This is a genomic window from Polyangiaceae bacterium, assembly GCA_016715885.1.
Classification (GTDB): domain Bacteria; phylum Myxococcota_A; class Polyangia; order Polyangiales; family Polyangiaceae; genus Polyangium.
Window position 1 is genome coordinate 13,219 of sequence record JADJXL010000022.1, and the last position, 21,100, is coordinate 34,318.

A 21,100-nucleotide genomic window follows, 5' to 3' on the forward strand; every position below is an offset into this window, starting at 1 on the left:
TTGTGGCAATGGCATCGTCGATCCGGGCGAGGAATGCGACGACGGCAATCAAGTGGATGCCGATGCGTGCAGCAATGTGTGCAAAATGAATGAAGGTTGCGGTGATGGCAACATCGACGCTGGCGAATGGTGCGACGACAACAACGTGACCTCGGGCGATGGTTGTTCGTCGACCTGCGAAGTCGAAGTCACTTGCGCACCCGGTGAAACGCCGGTCATCGTCTCGGATGACCCCGCGAGCCCCATTCCGGACAACAATACGTTCGTCGACTTCCCCCTGACGGTTTCCACGATAGGCGGGGTAAAGAAAGCCATGGTGGTCATTCGCAGCATCGTTCATCCGAACGTCGCCGACTTGGACATCCAATTGCTCGGGCCGAATGGGATGGTGCGTAATTTGTCCGATGACAACGGCGGAGTGAACGACAACTACGCGTCGACGTTCATTGCAGACTCGTTCACGTCGGCCATCACCGGTGGCGCGGCGCCGTTCAGCGGCAAATACCGGCCCGAAGCATCGCTATCGGTCAATCCCAGTGTGGACTTCTCGTTGAAGAACGCAGCGGGCACCTGGACACTTCAAGTGCGCGACGACGCAGCGACGAATGCCGGCACTTTCCACGGCTTTACGCTGGCTCTCTGCGTCGATGCCGCGAGCTACTGCGGCGATGGAATCACCGGTGCCGGTGAAGAGTGCGACGACGGCAATACCGTCGATAACGACGCGTGTTCCAATGGCTGCCAGTTTACGGACGGTTGCGGCGATGGGAACCTCGACCCCGGCGAACAGTGCGACGACAATGACGTGGTATCGGGCGACGGTTGCTCGGCCACGTGCCAATTCGACATCGCATGCGGCAACGGTGAAGTACCCGTCCTGTTGTCGAATACGACGGCTACGTCCATTCCCGAAAATCCGAACGGCGTATTCAGCACGATGGACGTCGCCCAGCCTGGTGTCGTGCGAAAGGTCATTGCGTCGCTCGGTATCACCCATGCGTCGAATTCCCAAGTCTTCGCCTTCCTCGATTCTCCCTACGGCGTCCGGCGATTGCTCGCTTCGGGACTCGCAGGCAGCAACCAGACTGCCACGATATTCAGCGACGATGCGGCCATCGCCATCACCGGTGGAACAGCGCCGTACACAGGTCGCTTCAGGCCTGCACAGACCATTTCGAATGCGGCTGGTTTTGCAAATCAAACCGCCATGGGCACCTGGCGTTTGCACGTCGGCGATGGCACGACAGGGACGGTCGGGACGCTCAATTCGTGGCGCCTCGCCCTTTGCATCGACCCGAGCGTCACGACGGTCTGCGGCAATGGTTATGTGGAACCCGGAGAAACCTGTGACGATGGCAATACGACGAGCGCCGACGGTTGCTCATCGACCTGTCAGCTCGAATTCACGTGCCCACCGGGCCAAGTGACCATCATGCAATCGTCCACCGACGGCCCGTTGCTCATTCCCGATAACTTGTCGGCCGGTGTTCAAAGCGTCATCAACCTGGGCGATGCCTACACGGTGACCCGAGCGGTTGTCGTGGTCAACTCGATTACCCACTCGGTCGTCGGCGATCTCATCACGACACTCATCTCGCCTGCGGGCACGTCGGTCACGTTGAGCGCGAATGTCGGTTCGAGCGGCGATGATTATGTATCGACGGTTTTCGATGCTGGTGCAGCAACGCCGATTGCGTCGGGGACTGCTCCGTTCCGTGGAGTTTACGCGCCGACGGGGGTCCTCCCCAACGTGACTGCTCAAACGTCGAAGGGCACGTGGACGCTCAAGGTCGCGGACGACAACAGCGGCGCTGCCGGCTTGTTGAAATCGTGGACCATTGCGCTTTGCGGTAATTAGCCGACCTCACCCTGCAGCTCGCTTCATCGCCCTCACGACTCGAGCTGCGCTCGTCCCAATTCCACTTTCGCTTTCGGTGCAACGCTCGTCGTGTTCTCTTCGGCCCCAAGCAGCCCGTGCACGTTCCGCTCGATCGTCGCGGAAATGTCGTCGAGCGGCAAGTGGCTCAAGTTCCCCAGTGCAAACGGATTTTGCAGCTCCACCGCGATTTGATCGAGCGACGTCAATGGATACGCAACCAGCATCGTCACGACCGGCACCGCCCATTGAGAATCCATCTTGTGCAAGAGAGCGAAAGGCAAAGAGACCAGGAAAAATAGAATGAAACGCCTGATTTTGATGGCATACACGAGTGGCAAGGGCGTCTTCAGAATTCGTTCGCACGCGCCGATGTGATCGATGAGCTGCGCTCGCTCCTTGTCCGCCTGCATGAAAGCGAACGCATCCATTCCGTGTTTTTCACGCGCTTCTCGCAAGAGCTCGGCCAGCTTTTGCGCGACGAACGACGGCATGTGACCCGATGCCCCAAGCCGCCTCGTTTCTTCAGCGCCGACGAGCGCCTCGACTTCGCTGCCAGGACGTTCGCCCCGGAGGCTTGCACGCGCAATGTGCGGAAATACCGCCGCCCATTTCACCATGCGCCTGCGCCAGTCCAGATCGGCCGGGCCATACGAAAGCGCAGTGATCGCAAGATTGCGCGATTGATTGACGATCACACCCCATATCTTACGCGCCTCCCACCAGCGATCATGCCCCGCATTCGTGCGCAAAATGAGGAGCAACGCAAGCGCGGCACCCGCCATCTCGTGCGGCCCGACTTCGAGCGCGATGGCGACTTGGAACCGCGATTCGATGGCGTCGCTGACGAGGCAAATGATCGAGGCGATGAAGCCGCACGCAAGGACGTGCGGAATCACGTAGGGCGTAATCGAACCTTCGATCGCTATCGCTTGCCGAAGGAAGGTCGAAAGGGAACGATGACTCATGGCCTCGTGAGGATATCGCAATGCGCGAGGCTCGCAACGACAAACGCTGTGTTTTCACGACTTCGACGCAGGGGAAGACTTGGCCAGCATCGAGTCCAAGGCATAACGACCGCCGCCCCAAATTACGAGCGGAATCCCGAGCGCCAGGGTGAGTAGATGATATTCGAATCCCTCACCCGATTTCGCTCCATGCCAATTCATGAAAAAACCCATCGGAGCGTGCACCAAGACGATGGCGCCGAGCATGATCAAGGTAATGCCAAAAGCGGCCAGGCGCGTCGCGAGACCCAATATGAGCAGCAGCGCGCCAAAGAATTCCCCGATGATCACGAGAAACGCAATGGGCGCAGGAAACTGCATCATGGTAAAGGTTTCCATGGTCTTGCTGAATCCCTGACCTCCAAACCAGCCAAGGACCTTCTGCGCGCCATGAGGAAACATGACGACGCCCAGCACGACACGCTGAATGAGTAGTGCGGAATTCGATGCGTCGGTGGCGAAAAACCTGCGAAGCCAGCCGTCCGAATTCATGCTTAGCTCCTCCCGCTTCGGTGAAATCTATGTGTCTGCGGGCTGCGGCGGCATCCGGCATTGGGTGCAGAAGCGCTCGAAGGCGAGCATGATCGAGCGGGCAGACGTTGGCTCGAAACTCGGTCAGCGGTACTCATGCGACTGTCATTCGAGAGAATACCGGGCGGGTGTCTTTCAGGTTCACTGGTTCAGAATGAGCGCATTCAGCGCACCTTGAATGATGGAGGCATCGCCCGCGCTGACGAGGGCCCCGCCGGGTGCATTGACCGAACCCGCAAGCCTCGCTTGCACCTTGATGGTATGCGTTCCGGGCGCAAGGTTGACGACCTGTCCCATGCCCCAGAAAGCCGTGGGACTCTGCCAGTTGGCAGCATTGTTGAGGCAATACAGGCGCTGGAAACCACCGTGCGGGAGCGCGGCGCCATCCACGATGAGCTGGATGTCCACGACCACGCTGCAGCTCGTCACGGTGCAGGTCAATGCCGGGACGACCCCGCCGTCGGTCTCGATGTAGACGAAGCTGCCGCCCGCTGAGGCGGGGACGTTGATCGTGGTATTGAGGCCCGGGACATCCGCGAACGTGAACGTGGTGGTGGTCAATGACCCGGTGCCCCAGGCATACGCCGCGGCTTGGCCGGTCGTACCCGTTGCGCCCGTGGGACCGGCGGGACCTTGCGGCCCGGTAGGTCCGACGTTGCCCTGGGGACCTTGAGCGCCGGTAGCACCCGTGGGCCCAGCGGGACCTTGAGGCCCCTGCGCACCGGTAGCGCCCGTAGGTCCGACGGGACCTTGCGGCCCCATGGGGCCCACGTTTCCTTGTGGACCCTGAGCGCCGGTGGCCCCGGTGGGCCCGATGGGACCTTGAGGCCCCTGCGCACCGGTAGCGCCCGTAGGTCCGATGGGACCTTGAGGCCCCGTGGGGCCCACGTCGCCCTGGGGTCCGGTAGGTCCGACCTCCCCTTGAGGCCCTGTCGGACCCATAGGCCCGGCAGGTCCGACCTCCCCTTGAGGCCCCGTGGGGCCCATGTTTCCTTGTGGACCCTGAGCGCCGGTGGCCCCGGTGGGCCCGACGTCGCCCTGCGGTCCCTGCGCACCGGTAGCGCCCGTAGGTCCGATGGGACCTTGAGGCCCCGTGGGGCCCACGTCGCCCTGGGGTCCGGTAGGTCCGACCTCCCCCTGAGGCCCTGTCGGACCCATAGGCCCGGTAGGTCCGACCTCCCCTTGAGGCCCCGTGGGGCCCATGTTTCCTTGTGGACCCTGAGCGCCGGTGGCCCCGGTGGGCCCGACGTCGCCCTGCGGTCCCTGCGCACCGGTAGCGCCCGTAGGTCCGATGGGACCTTGAGGCCCCGTGGGGCCCACGTCGCCCTGGGGTCCGGTAGGTCCGACCTCCCCTTGAGGCCCTGTCGGACCCATAGGCCCGGTAGGTCCGACCTCCCCTTGAGGCCCCGTGGGGCCCATGGCTCCTTGTGGACCCTGAGCGCCGGTGGCCCCGGTGGGCCCCATGTCCCCCTGCGGTCCCATTGGCCCCATCGGACCCATCGGTCCGATGTCCCCTTGCGGTCCCATTGGCCCTGTCGGCCCCATCGGTCCGATGTCCCCTTGCGGACCCGTTGGCCCCATCGGACCCATCGGTCCCGTAGGGCCGGTCTCTCCCTGAGCGCCCGTTGCACCGGTTGGGCCCATCGGCCCCGGATCACCCTGCAGACCCATCGGTCCCATCGGTCCAATGTCCCCTTGCGGACCCGTTGGCCCAGGCAAACCGTCCGCACCGGTTGGTCCGGCGGGCCCTGCGGCACCCTCCGCACCCTGTGGACCCGTCGCACCCGTCGCGCCGGTCGGCCCCACGAGCCCCGTGGGCGGGCCAACCCATTCGCCATTGTTGTTGATGACTTCCGTGCCCCCGATGGAAACGCTCGTCGGATGAATGTCACCGTTGACATCCTGCGCGAGAAGCGCATAGGGCACGCTTTGTATCGGCGCGCGAGGCAGAAGCTCGGGTTCGCTGCCGACGGTGATTCCGAAATAGCGCAGCGATCCGTCGAATATTTTGTCCCCAAACGGGTTCTTCGAGCCGAGCGAAACCGAGTAGTAGCCTTCTTCGAAGGAGACCGAGTGCGTCTCGCTCCAAATGGGCACCGTGGCGTCCACCGTGTCGTAGATGGCGAACACCACTTCGAGCGATCCATCGATGGGCGCGCCATCGACATCGAAGAGCCGGCCTTGGTTGGTGATGGTTTGCGGAACGGCGGCGAGCGCATGATCAGCGACTGCAAAAATGCTGGTGGCCAGGATGGTCGCCGCAGCCCATTGCCGAAGTTTGCGAATCCTCATGTCGCGCTCCACGCTCGAATCGCCCAGGGCACAAAGTCCCATCCGAGCTTTCCACGAGGCTACGTGAAACGTTCACTGGCGGTCAATGCCGGTGCGCGTGCTCGACCGTGAGTCTCGGGCCCCCCATCGTAAACAAGCCTCGCGCAGCGCGCGTCCCACGTGCGCTGCGCGAGCGTACAAATCAAGGCCCGCTCTCGATCCCCCCAGATTGACAATCAGGCCCCTTTACGTCTCCGAAAAACCCTGAGAAGATGACAACGTTGTGCGCTCGGGTCGATGACGACGCGCGGCGCCATTTGGGGCTCGGCTGCTTCGGCGTGCTTCGCCCTTGATTCTATCGGAGGAAACCATGCGCTTGATTGTTTCTCCCACGTTGCTTGCCATTTCTTGCGTCGCACTGTTCACCGCGGGCTGTAGTCCGACGGTCGATTCGTCTCCCTTGGCAACGGGCGGCGCTGGGGGCGAAGGTGGAGCTGGCGGCGCAGGAGGGGAGGCCGGCCAAGGTGGCGGCGGCGGCCCTTCGTGCATTCCCGAAGCCGAACAATGTGACGGGATGGACAACGATTGCGACGAGCAAGTCGACGAGGACTGTCCGTGCATCGATGGTCAAACGCAAGACTGTTATTCGGGGCCGATGAACACGAGCGGCGTGGGCGCTTGCATCGGTGGGCAGCAGACATGTAACCTTGCCGGCGAATGGGGACCGTGCATGGGCGAAGTGCTTCCCGGCACCGAAACGTGCAACAACGTGGATGACGATTGCAATGGTCTCGTCGACGACATGGGGACGACGTCGTGCGGCGTGGGTGCTTGCGGCGCAACGGTATTGGTGTGCGAAAACGGGCAGATGAATAGCTGCGTCCCGGGCAATCCGTCTCCCGAGCTATGCGATGGGCTCGACAACGATTGCGATCAGCTCGTGGATGAAACGTATCCCGGCAAAGGAAGCGCGTGCGATACCGGCGTTCCCGGCGCATGCGCGGCAGGGAAAACCGATTGCCTCATGGGCGCACCCATGTGCGTGCAAGACGTCATGCCGACGACGGAGATCTGCAATGGCGTCGATGACGATTGCAATGGCATGGCGGACGACAACATCGCGGGCACGGGCACGGCTTGCGGGACCGGGCTTGCGGGTGTGTGTTCGCAAGGTACCTATTCGTGCAAGTTCAACGTCATCGATTGTCATCCGGACATTCCCGCATCGCCCGAAATGTGCAATGGTCTCGACGACGATTGCGACGGCGTGACGGACGAAGACGATCCTCAAGGTGGCGCCGTGTGCATGACGGGCATGCCCGGCATTTGCGCGACGGGCATCGAGCATTGCAATGGCGGCGCGATCGCGTGCGTGCCCGATTCGCTCGGGAATCCCGAGCTATGCAACGGCCTCGACGACAACTGCGATGGCATGGTCGATGAAAACAACCCGGGCGGCAACGCCGCGTGCGGATGCGGCGGCACGACGCAATGCCAAAGTGGAGCGCTCAATTGCATCGGCGGCCCGACGACGTACTTCATCGAAGACTTCGCGGACAACGAAGCCGGCTGGACGCTCGATACGGAATGGCAGATCGCGCCCGCCGTGTCGGGCTGCAGCGGTTACGATCCCGGTACGGATACGACGCCGACATCGGACAATGGCATCGCTGGCGTTGCCATCGGTGCATGCGCAGCGACGTCGAGCACGCACCCATACTATTACCTGACGAGCCCCGTCATCAATACGGCAAATGCGCCTGCAGTATTCCTGCAATTCCGACGGTGGCTCACGAGCGACTATACGCCGTACATGAAGAACGTGATCGAAGTGTACAACGGCTCGAGCTGGGTGGTCGTTTGGGAAACGTTCGGCTCACCTGGAGTGACCGACACGTCCTGGCAAACGCCGGTGTACGACATTACGGCGCACAAAAATGCAAATATGCGAGTTCGCTGGGGATTCAATGTCGGATCGACCGGCGCATTCTCTCGCGGCCAATGGAACATCGACGACGTGCTCGTTGCGTCCGCCGCGTGCCCCTGATTCGCGACGTGCCATGTTGAAGCATCTCGCTCCGTGCGTGGTCGCCATCGTATCGCTATCGGCGATACCAGCGGCTGCGCACGAGGGCGTGAGCGCCGAAATCGTGGCGCTCGATATCAAAATCCAAAAGCACCCCAAAGATGCGTCGCTCTACATCGAGCGCGCCGCGCTGTACCGTCGCGAGGGCAAGTTCGTCGTGGCGCTCGACGACCTCGCGGCTGCGCATAAACTCGATCCGACGCGACGTGAAATCGCTCTCGAACGAGGGCTCACGCTCGCCGCAAAAGGCGATTCGAAAGAAGCCGAGGCGGCCCTGGGTGTTTATCTCGCGTCGGGTCCACCATCGGTCAAAGCGCTCGAAGCGCGCGGGAAAATCCGCGAAAAGGCAAAACGATTCGCCGAAGCTCGGTCGGACTATGCGGCTGCAGTCGTCCTGAAACCCGATCCTGAATTGTTTTTGGCTCGCGGCCGCATGGATGAAGCGCTCGGGCATTGGGACGCTGCGGTTCGAGGCTATGAAGAGGGATTGCGGGTGTTGTCGGGTGCCATCGTCCTTCGATTGGCGCTCGTCCGAGCCGAAGGCAAACGAGGCCATTACGATCGAGCCATCGCGCTCATCGACGAAGTTTTACCGGCGCTTCCTGTCAAGACCGAATGGCTGCTCCTCCGAGCGCAGCAGCATGCGGCGGCGGGCCGTGCCGAACATGCCCGCAAAGATCGGGAAGAAGCATTGCGCGAAGTGGACGCGCGCCTGTCTCGCCGCCCTACGGATCTCGCTCGAATATCGCGCGCCAAAGCGCTCCTTGCGCTGGGGCGCAAACAAGAAGCCATCACCGAGCTGCAAGGCGTGATGGCTCGGTCGCCCAAACTCGAAGAAGCTCGCACGTTGCTCGATGAAATCAACAAAATAACGAATCGAAAGTGAACCGGACATGAAACGACGGTCGAGTCTTTGGGGTTTTGCTGCCGCCTTGTTGGCCATCACATCGCTGTCGAGCGAGACGCGCGCCGAAGTGCTCGAGAGAGCGCCTTATCTCCAGTCGACGACGCACGATTCGACCACCATCGTGTGGACGTCGGACGTCGGGGCGGCGAGCGAAGTTCGTTATGGCGCGAGCCCGGACAATTTGAGTCAAGTGGCAGCGGCCGCCGCTTCGGTGACGCAGCACGAAATCAAAATCTCGAACCTCAATCCCAATACCAGGTATTATTACTCGGTCGGTTCGCCCGGGAACGTGCTCGCTGGAGGCGATGCCGATCATTATTTCGAGACGAACCCGACCGTGGGAGCTCGAAAGAAGTTCCGCACGTGGATCGTCGGTGATTCCGGCAATGGTTCATCGCGGCAGAGGGCCGTACGTGACGCGATGTTTTCGTTCGTCGGAGCATATCGCCCGCATTTGTATTTGCACATGGGCGACATCGCCTACGATACGGGCACGACCAGCGAGTTCACGAATAACTTTTTCGGTATTTATCCGACGGTGCTGCGCAATACGACGTGCTGGCCGACGCTCGGCAATCACGAGGGGACGAATTCGGATTCTGGAACGCAGACGGGGCCATATTATACGGCCTACGTGCTCCCGAAAGCGGGTGAAGCTGGAGGGCTCCCGTCGGGCACGGAAGCCTATTATTCATTCGATTATGCCAACGTGCACTTCATCGTGCTCGATTCGCATGATTCGCCGCGTACGCCCGCGGGGGCCATGCTGACGTGGATGCAAGCGGATCTCGCGGCGACCAATCAGGAATGGATCATTGCATTTTGGCATCATCCTCCCTACACGAAGGGATCGCACGACTCGGACACCGAAGGGCGATTGATCGACATGCGGGAATACGCATTGCCCATTCTCGAAGCGGGTGGCGTGGACCTCGTGCTCGCTGGGCATTCGCATATTTACGAGCGTTCGTACTTGATCGACGGGGCGTACGACACGCCGACGATGGCGCCGGGGCATATCGTCGATTCGGGCGATGGCAAACCGCTCGGAAATGGGCCTTATGTGAAATCGGCTGGAAATGTGGCACATCAGGGCACGGTCTATGTCGTCGCGGGGCATGGTGGAGCGTCGGTGTCGGGGTCGGCGGACCATCCGGTGATGTATTTCAGCGAAGTGGATCATGGCTCGTGTATTTTGGACATTCAGGAAAACCGTTTGTCGCTCGTGAACATTCGTTGGGACGGCGCGCTGACGGATAGGTTTGCCTTGGTTAAAGGTACGGGCATCGTCATTGCAGCGCCCGATGGCGGCGAGACGTTGCAAAAAGGCACGACATACGACATTCAATGGGCGACCGTGGGGAGCATCCCCAACGTCAAGATCGAATACTCGATCGATGACGGAAAGACCTATTCGACGATCGTTGCATCGACGCCCAACACGGGCACACATGCGTGGACCGTGCCGGCCGTCGATACGGCAAAGGCGCTCGTGCGGGTATCGAACGCAGCCAACGAAGCCGTGTTCGATGAAAGCAATGCTGGATTCACGATGGCCGCTAGTGCTCCTGTCGAAGTCATCACGCTTGGCAGCGAATGGAAATACCATGACGACGGCACCGATCAGGGCTCGGCTTGGCTCGATGTTGCATTCGACGATGCTGCATGGAAATCGGGCAAGGGCCAATTCGGCTATGGTGAAGGTGACGAAGCGACGACGCTCATCGACGAATCGCCCAATCATCCATCTGCGTATTTTCGCAAAAAAATCGTGGTGAATGGGGACGTCACGAAAGCCGACTTGACCGTGCTGCATGACGACGGCGTCGTCGTCTGGGTCAATGGCGTGCAAGTATTCTCCGAATATGTTGGAGATACGTCGTACGGTGCATTTGCGAGCGGTCAAAGCCAGGACAACGAAGTGGACAACGCGTCCATTTCGCTTGCGCCGAATCCCTTCGTGATGGGGGAAAACGTCATTGCTGCCATGGTGAAACAAATCAGCCAATCGTCGAGCGACCTGTCGTTCGATTTATCGCTCACGCTCACGACCGCGGTGCCCAATGCATCGAGTGGCTCGGGTGCTTCCGGTGGTGCTGGGGGCAATCCCGGCACGGGTGGAGCCGGTGTTGGAGGCAATGGCCAGGGCGGCGCGAATGCCGGTGGCAATGGTCCGTCTGGAGAAACGGGCACGTGTGGGTGTCGAATCGTGGGAGAAAGTGGATCGGCTGCGGTATGGTCTGCCCTTGGCTTTCTGTGTGTTGCGTGGTTGCGCCGCAGGCGAAATGCGGCTATCTGATGATGCAGCAAGGAACTTGAATCATGCGCATAACTACGTTCGCTTCCATCGCAGCCACGTTCGCCATTCTTCCCATTGCTTGTTCGGATGATCCAAACCCCATCGCCGCGACTTCGGCCGGATCCACATCCAGCGGGATGGGCGGCACTGGAGGTATGGGCGGCTCGGGAGAAGCTTCGAGCTCGAGCTCGAGCGGCATAACGACGTCGTGTGCGGATGATCTTCTTCCGCTCTTGAATCCGCGTTCGTTCACATTGGGAGAGACGTTTTATCTGCCGCGTATCAAGAGCCATCCGGGGTGTTCCCCCGTCATCGAATGGAAGTCGGCGTCAGCGCCATTTGGAAGCAAAAACGTTCCATGGATGCGCGGTGCCCCCGAACCTCGATTCACCCCGGACCTTCCCGGTGATTACCTGCTCACGCTCAACGACCCGGCCAATACGGGTGTCGTGCTTCGCGTCGTTGCTCGGACGCCTGCCGAACGGTTTCGCAATCATCACTTGACGCCGCTTTATGGCGCGGCTGCGGTCGATGGGGAATTGTGGATTGCCAATGGCGCGTCGTACACCGTGACGACGTTGACTGCTGGCGCGAATGGCACGTGGAAAAAGCAAGACGAAATTCCCGTGGGCAGTTGGCCCGCCGCCATTGCCCATCATCCGCAAAGCAATTACGTGGTCGTCGCACATCGCGGCAGCGATACCGTTGGATTCATCGACCGCACGCGAAAAGTGCTCGAAGATGCATTGTGGGTCGGTGACGAGCCGGTGGGTCTTTCCATGTCGAAGGATGGCAAATTGCTTTACGTGTCGCTCGCGACGATGCGTCAAGTGGCCGTGGTCGATGTGGAAAAACGCGAAGTGTCGGCGCGGATCGACGTTGGGTTCGATCCGCGAGCGGTCGTGCTTTCCCCAGACGGCAGTCGGCTTTATGTCGCGTCGTATCGTTCGGGGAACAAAATCAAGGATACGCGCGGCACGTACGGGCCGAACGACGATCAAGACGTTTGGATCATCGATACGCAGACGAACAAAGTAACGGAGACGATCACGGGCATTTCGGCGGACCTGCGCGCGATGGCCATATCCGACGACGGCGCCGAGCTCTACATTGCAGCGACCGACGGGGATCCGGAGCCTTCGCAAGCGGACCCCATGGCCGTGCCGTTCGTGCACGAAGTGGTCGTCGTGGGGGCTGACCCGGGCAAACCCGGATATGCGACGGTGCTGCGTCGAGCGGATCTGACGCGTCAAATGGGATCCGGCGGGCCGGTCGTCAATCCTTCGGGCGTGCTCGCCGTGGGGGATACTTTGTGGGTGTCATCGGAATCGTCGGACATCGTGGTCGCGCTCGATCGTGCGACGCTTGCAGAAAAGGCGCGCACGGTCGTGGGGCAGGGTGCTCGCGCGCTCGTGGCCGTGGGCGATCGCATTGCGGTGCATTCCTACCAAAGTCACGACGTGACCATTCTCGATGCGGCGGGTGCGGTCGTTCAACAATTGCCCGTCGCCGAGGATCCTCGTCCCGCCGAAGTGGCGCTCGGCGAACGCGTGTTCACGCGGCCGGGCAATGGATTTGCGGCCAATCATTCTTGTTCGAGCTGCCATATCGAAACGCAGAACAACGGAATGGTTTGGCGTTTTGGTCCGCAGATTTGGCACAATGCGCGTCCATTGCAGTTGCTCGATGCGACGACGCCACTCGAATGGGGCGCGTACGTGTCGAGCACCGACAATTTTGGTTATCAGGGGCCAAGCTCCATCGTCGCACGTCCAGCGACGCCGGAAGAAGCATTGGGCCTGAAGGCTTTCTTGGGCTCGCTTCTTGGAGCGCCGCGTGAAACGGGCCGCACGCGCCTCGATGGGAGCCTCACGGAAGCCGGCCTGCGCGGAGAAGAATTGTTCAATGGGAAAGCGGGCTGCTACGCATGCCATCTGACGCCGCTTTACACGACACGCGAATTCATTCCGGAAGGCAAATCGGGGGAACCTGCGGACGTGCCTTCGCTTCTTGGCGCATATCGGCACGGCATTTACTTCGTAAAGGGTCAAGCTCGGTCGCTCGAAGCCGCAGCCGATGTTGCCCTGGACTACGTGAAAGTGGTGCTCACGCCCGAAGAAAAGGCGGACTTGGTGCAATTCCTTTACGAGCTCTCGCCGAAGGGTGCGCATCCATTGGGGATTTGGCCGGACATCGACAGCGCCGAGGGCGTGTATCCGAACGTTCGCCCGAGCGTCGCGTTTGCGGATCCCATCGATGATTCGGTGCCCGGAAAAACCGCCGCGCAAGTTGCGGCAGACTATGTCGTCCTCGAAACCGCGTCGGGTGATAAGGTCGCGGGATCCGTGGAGGTCGATGGAGGTCGGGTCGAATTCATCCCCGCCGCGCCGCTCTCTGCTGGGCAGTTTTACCGATTCCGAGCTCTTCCGGGATTGCCATTTCAATCGGGCGGCGCATTGTCAGCCGAACGCAAGTCGGAATTCCAGGTTGCGCAGCCGGCGATTGCTGCATGGCCGAAGAACATGAAGATGACGGTGACCGTGCCTGGCCCCGGCGGTATGCTCACGCCGCTCGATTACATGCTCGAAGCCGTCGATACACCACACCCCGGAGGCATGACGCTCATCATAAAACCTGTTCTCTTCGGCAGCCAGCAGCGTCAACAGGTATGGGCGCGCGTCGATGGCAGCAATTTCCTCATGCAGAGCTTTGCATTGCCCATCAGCCCGTCCGGCGTAGGGGACGCAGCATTGGTGATGGGAACCGTGAAAACGGTCGACCAGGCGACGCAAACCATTTCGCTCGTCGAAGGGACGCTGCGAATTGGAGGACCGGGAATCAACATTCCCGGCGTCGTGTTCAAGATCGTCCCCATGTGAGACAAACCCCCTGGACAAACCCTAAGGCAAACTCGATCGTTCGGTTCCGAACATTTGGCGTGCAAACAATTCTTGACACGCTGGACTCCGTGGGTGTTAAGTTCGCCGAGTCATGGACGGAACGACCACGGATGGGCTGACGTTTGTCGACGTTTTACGGGTTTCTACGGATGACGGACCGGACGAACGGGCGGTTCTGCGCGAATCGCTGCTGCGGCCGCTCCCTGAAGTGCCGCCGCTCTATTTTTACGACGACGTTGGTAGTGCGCTGTTCGAGCGAATCACCGAGCTTGACGCGTACTACCAAACGCGCACGGAAATATCCATTCTCGAGAAGTTTGGCGCGGCCATCATGCAGGTTGCGTCGCCGCGTCACATCATCGAGCTTGGCAGCGGAGCTGGGCGGAAAATTCGATTGTTGCTCGATGCGTGGGCCACGCGCGATGCCGAGCGGACGTGCACGATGCTCGACATCAACGAATTGTTTTTGCGGCAATCGATAACGCGGCTCGGGGCGGACTATCCGAACATCCGTTTTCGCGGCATCGTGGGCGATTTCGTGCAGGGTTTGGCCGATTTGGGTCCACCCGGCGGGCGGCTCGTGGTGTTTTTCGCCGGGACGATTGGCAACCTCGATCCGAACGAGCGGCGGCGGTTTTTGCGCGAGCTTTCCCGGGGAATGGATTCGACGGACACGTTTCTCGTGGGCATCGATTTGGTCAAAGACAAGGCGCGGCTCGAGGCTGCGTATGACGATCCCGAAGGGGTGACGGCGGCGTTCAACATCAACATGCTCGAGGTACTCAATCGTCGATTTGCGGGAAACTTCGACGTTGGGGCGTTTCGGCACCGAGCGTGTTACGACGCTGAAAATGCGTGGATCGAAATGCGTCTCGTGGCCACGCGTCCGAGCCGAGTTCGCCTGGAAAAATTGGATCTCGATTTGGATCTGTCCGAAGGTGCGGAAATCCGTACGGAAATCAGTTGCAAGTTCACGCGCCAGTCGCTCGAATCGAGCGCCCGCGATGCGGGTTTGTCCGTCGTCGGTTGGTATTCGGATCCCGAATTGCTTTTTGCCGTGGCACTTTTGCGGAGAACCGACGCATGAACGACGATGCATGTTCGAGCTTCGAGCGCGCCTTCGATGCTGCATGGTCTCGCTCGGACGAGATTTTTAACTTGATTCCCACGGACAGGCTGCTCGAGCGGCCCATATCGCTACGACACCCTTTTCTTTTTTATCTCGGGCATTTGCCCGCGTTCGCGTGGAACCAAGTGGGAAACGCATTTCTGGGCGAAGGACAGCTCGACCCGTCGTTCGATACGCTTTTCGAGCGCGGAATCGATCCTGCCGACGACGATCGAGCGCGCGAGCAATCGATATCGAGTTGGCCCGGGATTGGCGAAGTCATAACGTATCGCGATCGCGTGAGGAGCGCCATTCGGCAGCGTATCCCCGAAGTCTTGCGAGCTGTGGACGACGTGTTGGGGCAGCATGGGCGCATTTTGCACGTGGCGATCGAGCACGAGCTGATGCACCACGAGACGCTCATGTACATGTTGGCCCAGTGTCCCGAAGGGACGCTCGTTCGTCCAAAATGGGCGTTGCCACCCGAAGATGGTCCGGGAAAAAAACCGGAATTGCGGGAAGTGCCTGCTGGAATGGCGGCGGTTGGCGCTGAATTCAATGATGTCGAATTTGGTTGGGACAATGAATTTGGCAAAGAAGAAATTTTCGTTCCAGCCTTTCGGATCGACTCTTTGCCCGTTCGTAATCGGGACTGGTTGGAATTCATCAAATCAAATCAGCTCGACGAACGATGGTTGCCGGCAGGGTGGTTGAAGCAATGGCGAGAGCTATTCGTGAGGACCGTGTTTGGTCTGGTTCCATTCGAGCTGGCCGAGGGGTGGCCCGTGCAAGTATCTCGCGAGCAGGCATGGGCGTATTGTGCTTGGCGCGGAGGTCGTTTGCCGACGGAGGCGGACCTGCATCGAGCAGCTTACGGAGATGATCACGAGAGAATGCGGCCATGGAGTGATGTTTCGCGCGATCGAGAGGCCGGCGATTTTGGTTTTTCGCGCTGGTACCCGTCACCCACGGGTCGTCATCCTGCGAGTGCGAGCGTATTCGGTGTCGAGGAGCTCGTGGGCAATGGCTGGGAATGGACGTGTACGCCGTTTTTGCCGCGGCCTGGGTTCAAGCCGTACATTCGATCGTATCCAGGTTATTCCGCGGACTTTTTCGATGGTGAGCACGACGTCGTGTTCGGTGCATCGTGGGCGACCGACCCCGTTTTTCTGCGGCGCAGTTTTCGTAATTGGTATCGGAGCAACTATCCGTATGCGTTTACGAAGTTCCGCGTTTGTTTCACGTAATCAGCGTGCGCAAACTCGCGACGGTCGCGACGAGCTCGGTGGGATCGACCGGCTTTGGCACGTGCAGTTGAAAGCCTGCATTGAGCGCTAGAACGCGGTCTTCGGTGCGCGTGTACGCAGTGAGCGCAATGGCGGGGACGCTCGCTACGCGGTCGGGCGCTCGAGCGCGTATCTTGCGCATGAGTGACAAACCATCTTCACCGGGCATGGCCAAATCGGAAATGATGACGTCCGGCGTGAAATCATTCAAAATGCGAATGGCTTCGGCTGCGTCGGCAGCGGGTTTGACGGATGCGCCTGCGATGGTCAGCACTTCTTCGAGGATTTCACGTGCATCGGGTTCGTCGTCGATGATGAGAATGCCAAGGCCCGTGAGTTTTCTGCCGTCTTGTTTTTGCGTCGCGGCGATGGGGTTTGGCGGAGTTATCGTTTTCGGTTTGGATATGGGCAGACGTACGGTGAACGTGGAGCCCATGTCGAGACCAGGGCTATGCGCTTGCACAGTGCCTCCATGCGCTTCGACGAGATGTCGAACGATGGACAAGCCCAATCCCAAGCCGCCTGAATTACGCGTCAGCGTGCCATCGCCTTGACGGAATCGGTCGAAAATATGTGGTATGAGGTCGGCTCGAATTCCGCGGCCATTGTCCGACACGCGAATCAAGCCTTCGTCGCCGTCGCGCAGGACGCGCACGTCGATGGCGCCTTCCTTGGGCGTGAATTTGATGGCGTTCGAAAGGAGGTTCCAGACGATTTGCTGCAGGCGGCTCGGATCGGCAAAGACGGGAAGGCTGGTCGATTCGCACGTCGTTTGAATGCGGATACCTTTGGCCGTCGCTCCGGGCGAAACCGATTGAATGGCAGCTTCGACGACTTGGCCGAGGTCGACGATGGTTGCATCGAGTCGCAGTTTGCCCGCGGTGATACGGGAGGCGTCGAGCAGGTCGTCGATGAGTCGAGCCTGATGGCTGGCATTTCGTTCGATGGCTTCGAGCGCGCGCGGTTGGGCGCCTTCGCGCACGGCTCCGGTGCGTAGCATACGGGCCCAGCCGAGAATGGCATTGAGCGGGGTGCGCAATTCATGGGACACGACGCCCAAAAATTCATCTTTGACGCGGTTGGCCTCCTGCGCTTCGTGATAGAGGCGAGCATTGTGGAGCGCCATTGCCGTTCGGTGCGCAATTTCTTCGGCAAATACCACGTCGGCGGGACTAAATTGACCCTGCGAATTGCCGAAGGCGAGCACGCCGACGGTTTCACCTCGCGCAATGAGCGGAACGATGATGACCGAACGCGGCGTGAGCCCGCGAAGGATATCGAGATGTCGTTCGTTGGCCGAAATGGTCCTCAAAATGTCGTCATCGACATCCGATAGAAGACGAGGTTTGCCGGTTCGCGCGGCCTCGCTGAGCGGGTGATGCGGGTCGAGCGGGTGCTCCGTGAATACTTCACGCAGGAGTTTTTCCTGCTCGGGATCCTCGTGAACGACGTTTTCGAACTGCGCTGCGCCGCCACCGGTCACCGTGCAAATCAAGCAAGAGTGAGCAAAGCTCGGCACCGTGACATGGGCCAGCGCATCGGTAATGGCGGAGGCGTCGAGGGAAGTATTCAGCACCGCGCTTGCTTCCGCGAGCAGACCGAGGCGCCGTCGTTCCGTGTCGATTTCCGCCCGCGCTGCGCGCTCGGCTTCGTGCAGACACGCGCGTTCGAGGCATTGTGTGCATGTTCGCGCGACGTGAAGAATGAAGTCTTGATCTTCGGCCTTGCGGTATTTCGAGGGGGAAAAGCGAACTGCCATACCTCCGATGGCGCGACCATCGACGAGGAATGGCACTGCAACGACGCTATCGACGTCCTCGCTCCCTGGCATCGATGCCAGCGCCGGATAGAGTGTGCGATAGTCCTCGGCACTTTCGAGAATGACCAGCGCTTTGTGGCGAATGGCGTCGGTCAAAGGCGATGAAAATGACAGAGATTTTCGATCGTATCGATCGATCGATTCTCGAGAATGTCCAATGCCCCGAACGCAATCGACGTAATCGGCGCCGGGGGACAATGTCGCCACCATGGCCTTGCAGTTCGGAAGCATGGCCCCGAGGTGATCGACAATAATCTCGGCCACGGTCACGCGGCTCTTTGCATCCGCGAGATCGGCGGTCATGCGTTGAAGCGCCATGAGGCGCGCCGTCGTTTCTTCAGCAGCGGCCTTGGCCTGCTCGAGCCGCTCGATGTTGCGAGCAGCAGCCGAATGTTCATCGTCGGTTGACCCAGACGCCAATGCTCGGTTCCGAGCTGAGTGCCCATTGCGTGTCATAATGTGCTGCGTCGATGCGCAGATACCCCCCGGTAATATCGTGCAAGCTCCATAATAGCGTCGGTTCAGTCGTCGTGCGTCGACAAAATCATCCCAAGGGGGCAGGAGAGCACGACTGCGGACGCGCTGTGTCCACGACGCTCGAAAGTGCCCCCCGCTGGCGGTCGCGCTGCCATTCTTTTACGTCCCGCACGTGGAAGCCTTTGCGACTCGTCGCGATACGGTACTAGATTCGCCGCATGATCGCCCAAAACAGTTTGCGCAAGGTCTTCGTCATCGACGCGGTTCGCACGCCGATCGGCCGTTATGCCGGAGGTCTAGCAACCGTTCGTCCCGACGACTTGGCCGCCCACGTCATTTCGGGGCTCGTCGCTCGTAACCAAGGTGTCGCAGCCGAGCTCGATCACGTGGTGTTTGGCGCGACCAATCAAGCCGGTGAAGACAACCGCAACGTGGCGCGCATGGCGCTGCTCTTGGCCGGGCTTCCTTATGAAGTGCCCGCGGTCACCGTCAATCGCCTCTGCGGCTCGGGCCTCGAAGCCGTCGCGGATGCAGCCAGGCTCATCGCCTTGGGCGAAGCGGACTGTGTGATCGCCGGCGGTGTCGAGAGCATGACGCGCGCGCCGTTCTCCATGCCGAAGCAGGGAGCCGCGTTCGATCGCACGCCGCCGCCGGTGTACGACACGACGCTCGGATGGCGTTATCCGAATCCGCGCATGGAGGCTCGTTTCCCGCTGATTTCCATGGGCGATACGGCGGAAAACGTGGCGCAGAAGCACGGCATCTCGCGTGAAGATCAGGACCGCTTCGCGCTCGAGTCGCACCGCAAGGCGGCTCGCGCTTGGCAAGAAAACGCGTTCGCGGCGGAGGTGCTGCCCGTTCCCGTGCCGCAGAAAAAAGGGGATCCCGTGATGTTTGCCCGTGACGAATGCATTCGGGCGGACGCATCAATCGAAGCGCTCGCGAAGCTCGCACCGGTGTTTCGCAAGGGCGGCTCCGTGACGGCGGGTAACTCGTCGCCGATCAACGACGGCGCCTCGGGCTTGCTGCTTGTTTCGAGCGACGTGATCGAGCGGGCAGGGATCACGCCGATGGCGCGTGTCGTTGCAAGTCAAACGGCCGGAGTGGATCCCTGTTACATGGGGGAGGGGCCCATTCCCGCGGTCGAGAAGCTGTGCAAGCGGCTGGGGATCCGTGCGAGTGACGTGGACCTCGTGGAGCTCAACGAGGCGTTTGCCGCGCAGTCGCTTGCATGCATCCGCACGCTCGGGCTCGATCCGGCGCGCGTGAACGTCAACGGTGGAGCGATTGCGCTCGGGCACCCGATTGGTTCGTCGGGAGCGCGTATTGCGTGCACGCTCCTGCATGCGATGCGTGCGCAGAACAAATCGCTCGGCTTGGCGTCGCTCTGCATCGGCGTGGGTCAAGGCATCGCGACGCTCTTCGAGCGCGCGTGATGTCGTGCGGCAGTTTGTCTTGATGTAAGCGGGTAAGGAGTGCGTCGGGACGAACGGTTGTCCCGACGCACCGGCTCTCAAGGCTGGCAAGTCTTGGTCATCATGCCTGCGCAGTTGTTGCTCGCGCACTCACCGTTGTTCATGCACGGCTCGTCGTTCTTCAGTCTGCAAGCGCCGGCCCCGTTGCAGACGCTCGTACCGTCGCAGGCAGGCGCGTCGTCGGTCATGCCGAGCGGAATGTTCGTGCACGTGCCTTTGGTCGCGTCGTTGACGTTGCACGACTTGCACGCGGTGTCGCAGGCATTGTTGCAACAGACGCCGTCGGCGCAGTCGTTGCTCCTGCACTCGTTGTTCGCTGCACACGTCTCACCGTTGCACTTTTTGCACTTGGTTCCGCCGCAATCGATGCCCGTCTCGTCGCCGTTTTGCATGCCGTCGCTGCACGAGACGCACTGCTCCTGAACGCAGCTCGGGTTCGCCCCATCGTTACAGTCGCCATCGTCTACGCAGTCGACGCACATGGCCATGGCGTTGCACACGCCCCCGTTGCAGTTTGACCCGACCGGATCGTTCGTGACCATGGGCGTGCCGTTGTTGCAGCTTTCGGTGGTGCACATGTTGCCGTCGAACGGTGGGAGATCGCTGTCGTCGTTCACCGTGACGATGTTGCCCATGTCGTCGCAAGCATCAGCCTTGCAGTCGCCGTTGGTGGGATCATCGACGATCTCGCCTTGGTTGATGAACATCTGAACGCACATGGAATTGCTACAGGACCAGTTGATGCAATCCGTGTCGTTCGGGCAGTCGCCATTGTTGCTGCAGGGCATTCCGCCGCTCGAGCTGCTCGACGACGAGGATGAAGACGACGAAGACGAGGACGAGCCGCCGCCCATGCCGCCCATGCCGCTGCTGCTGCTACTGCTTTCTCCCGCGCCGGCGCTGCCACCATCGTTCGGATTGGGTTCGAACTGATCGAAGTCCTGCACGCACGCGAATTGGATCAAGCCTGCCGCAAGAAGAAAAATCGAAGAAATTATCACGGAGCGTCGCACGACATCACCTCGCTTGGGCACACGTCAGCCCGGCCAAAAAGTAGG

The 21,100-nt window shown here is 60.6% G+C and carries 14 protein-coding genes and 2 pseudogenes; 11 read left to right on the forward strand and 5 right to left on the reverse strand.

Features of this window, described 5'->3' with window-relative positions:
• Positions 1–538: 538 nt before the first annotated feature.
• The 3 genes and pseudogenes from IPM54_32295 (at position 539) to IPM54_32305 (ending at position 1,858) form a co-directional block, all read left to right on the forward strand.
• Positions 539–829 (forward strand): annotated as a pseudogene (locus tag IPM54_32295) (DUF4215 domain-containing protein).
• A gap of 108 nt (positions 830–937) precedes the next feature.
• Positions 938–1,282 (forward strand): annotated as a pseudogene (locus tag IPM54_32300) (proprotein convertase P-domain-containing protein).
• Between the two features lie 150 nt (positions 1,283–1,432).
• A complete protein-coding gene (locus tag IPM54_32305; protein MBK9264459.1) occupies positions 1,433–1,858 on the forward strand; it encodes a proprotein convertase P-domain-containing protein in 426 nt (141 codons plus the stop codon).
• Between the two features lie 32 nt (positions 1,859–1,890).
• Here IPM54_32305 and IPM54_32310 read toward each other — a convergent pair whose 3' ends face one another.
• From IPM54_32310 to IPM54_32320, 3 genes are all read right to left on the reverse strand, one after another.
• Positions 1,891–2,844 carry a hypothetical protein gene (locus IPM54_32310; protein MBK9264460.1) on the reverse strand — a complete coding sequence of 318 codons (954 nt, stop codon included), beginning with the start codon at positions 2,842–2,844 and terminating at the stop codon, positions 1,891–1,893.
• 54 nt (positions 2,845–2,898) lie between these two features.
• Positions 2,899–3,375 (reverse strand): DoxX family protein, encoded by a 477-nt coding sequence (locus tag IPM54_32315; GenBank protein ID MBK9264461.1) that lies wholly within the window; start codon positions 3,373–3,375, stop codon positions 2,899–2,901.
• 180 nt (positions 3,376–3,555) lie between these two features.
• Positions 3,556–5,706, reverse strand: a complete 2,151-nt coding sequence (locus IPM54_32320) for a hypothetical protein (protein ID MBK9264462.1) — start codon at positions 5,704–5,706, stop codon at positions 3,556–3,558.
• Positions 5,707–6,055: 349 nt separating this feature from the next.
• Between IPM54_32320 and IPM54_32325 the strand changes: the two genes are divergently transcribed.
• From IPM54_32325 to IPM54_32350, 6 genes are all read left to right on the forward strand, one after another.
• Positions 6,056–7,732 (forward strand): hypothetical protein, encoded by a 1,677-nt coding sequence (locus IPM54_32325; GenBank protein ID MBK9264463.1) that lies wholly within the window; start codon positions 6,056–6,058, stop codon positions 7,730–7,732.
• 13 nt (positions 7,733–7,745) lie between these two features.
• Positions 7,746–8,657 carry a tetratricopeptide repeat protein gene (locus IPM54_32330; GenBank protein MBK9264464.1) on the forward strand — a complete coding sequence of 304 codons (912 nt, stop codon included), beginning with the start codon at positions 7,746–7,748 and terminating at the stop codon, positions 8,655–8,657.
• A 7-nt stretch (positions 8,658–8,664) separates the two neighbouring features.
• Positions 8,665–10,977 carry a metallophosphoesterase gene (locus tag IPM54_32335; GenBank protein ID MBK9264465.1) on the forward strand — a complete coding sequence of 771 codons (2,313 nt, stop codon included), beginning with the start codon at positions 8,665–8,667 and terminating at the stop codon, positions 10,975–10,977.
• A gap of 23 nt (positions 10,978–11,000) precedes the next feature.
• Positions 11,001–13,856, forward strand: coding sequence for a beta-propeller fold lactonase family protein (locus IPM54_32340; protein MBK9264466.1), 2,856 nt, complete (start codon positions 11,001–11,003; stop codon positions 13,854–13,856).
• A 112-nt stretch (positions 13,857–13,968) separates the two neighbouring features.
• The gene (gene egtD / locus IPM54_32345) at positions 13,969–14,964 is read left to right on the forward strand and encodes an L-histidine N(alpha)-methyltransferase (GenBank protein ID MBK9264467.1); all 996 of its coding nucleotides are present in this window, start codon (positions 13,969–13,971) and stop codon (positions 14,962–14,964) included.
• Positions 14,961–16,232, forward strand: coding sequence for an SUMF1/EgtB/PvdO family nonheme iron enzyme (locus IPM54_32350; protein ID MBK9264468.1), 1,272 nt, complete (start codon positions 14,961–14,963; stop codon positions 16,230–16,232). Before egtD ends, IPM54_32350 begins: the two co-directional genes overlap by 4 nt.
• Here the strand turns inward: IPM54_32350 and IPM54_32355 are convergent.
• The gene (locus tag IPM54_32355) at positions 16,225–18,510 is read right to left on the reverse strand and encodes a response regulator (protein MBK9264469.1); all 2,286 of its coding nucleotides are present in this window, start codon (positions 18,508–18,510) and stop codon (positions 16,225–16,227) included. The two genes, IPM54_32350 and IPM54_32355, sit on opposite strands and share 8 nt — an antisense overlap.
• A gap of 293 nt (positions 18,511–18,803) precedes the next feature.
• Here IPM54_32355 and IPM54_32360 point away from each other — a divergent pair, with 293 nt between their 5' ends.
• Positions 18,804–20,003, forward strand: coding sequence for an acetyl-CoA C-acyltransferase (locus IPM54_32360; protein ID MBK9264470.1), 1,200 nt, complete (start codon positions 18,804–18,806; stop codon positions 20,001–20,003).
• Between the two features lie 77 nt (positions 20,004–20,080).
• On the opposite strand, the gene IPM54_32365 is transcribed toward IPM54_32360, so the two are convergent.
• Positions 20,081–20,761, reverse strand: coding sequence for a hypothetical protein (locus tag IPM54_32365; GenBank protein MBK9264471.1), 681 nt, complete (start codon positions 20,759–20,761; stop codon positions 20,081–20,083).
• Here IPM54_32365 and IPM54_32370 point away from each other — a divergent pair.
• Positions 20,760–20,975: a hypothetical protein gene (locus IPM54_32370; GenBank protein MBK9264472.1), complete on the forward strand. Its 216-nt coding sequence runs from the start codon at positions 20,760–20,762 to the stop codon at positions 20,973–20,975. The two genes, IPM54_32365 and IPM54_32370, sit on opposite strands and share 2 nt — an antisense overlap.
• Positions 20,976–21,100 lie beyond the last annotated feature (125 nt).

Excerpts from the sequence above, each read along its gene's own strand:
- IPM54_32325 (MBK9264463.1), top strand. The coding sequence starts at position 6,056 with ATGCGCTTGATTGTTTCTCCCACGTTGCTTGCCATTTCTTGCGTCGCA.
- IPM54_32340 (MBK9264466.1), top strand. The coding sequence starts at position 11,001 with ATGCGCATAACTACGTTCGCTTCCATCGCAGCCACGTTCGCCATTCTT.
- IPM54_32365 (MBK9264471.1), bottom strand. The coding sequence starts at position 20,761 with ATGTGCGTTCAGATGTTCATCAACCAAGGCGAGATCGTCGATGATCCC.
- IPM54_32320 (MBK9264462.1), bottom strand. The coding sequence starts at position 5,706 with ATGAGGATTCGCAAACTTCGGCAATGGGCTGCGGCGACCATCCTGGCC.
- IPM54_32335 (MBK9264465.1), top strand. The coding sequence starts at position 8,665 with ATGAAACGACGGTCGAGTCTTTGGGGTTTTGCTGCCGCCTTGTTGGCC.
- IPM54_32370 (MBK9264472.1), top strand. The coding sequence starts at position 20,760 with ATGGAATTGCTACAGGACCAGTTGATGCAATCCGTGTCGTTCGGGCAG.
- IPM54_32330 (MBK9264464.1), top strand. The coding sequence starts at position 7,746 with ATGTTGAAGCATCTCGCTCCGTGCGTGGTCGCCATCGTATCGCTATCG.
- IPM54_32310 (MBK9264460.1), bottom strand. The coding sequence starts at position 2,844 with ATGAGTCATCGTTCCCTTTCGACCTTCCTTCGGCAAGCGATAGCGATC.
- IPM54_32350 (MBK9264468.1), top strand. The coding sequence starts at position 14,961 with ATGAACGACGATGCATGTTCGAGCTTCGAGCGCGCCTTCGATGCTGCA.
- IPM54_32315 (MBK9264461.1), bottom strand. The coding sequence starts at position 3,375 with ATGAATTCGGACGGCTGGCTTCGCAGGTTTTTCGCCACCGACGCATCG.
- egtD (MBK9264467.1), top strand. The coding sequence starts at position 13,969 with ATGGACGGAACGACCACGGATGGGCTGACGTTTGTCGACGTTTTACGG.
- IPM54_32305 (MBK9264459.1), top strand. The coding sequence starts at position 1,433 with ATGCAATCGTCCACCGACGGCCCGTTGCTCATTCCCGATAACTTGTCG.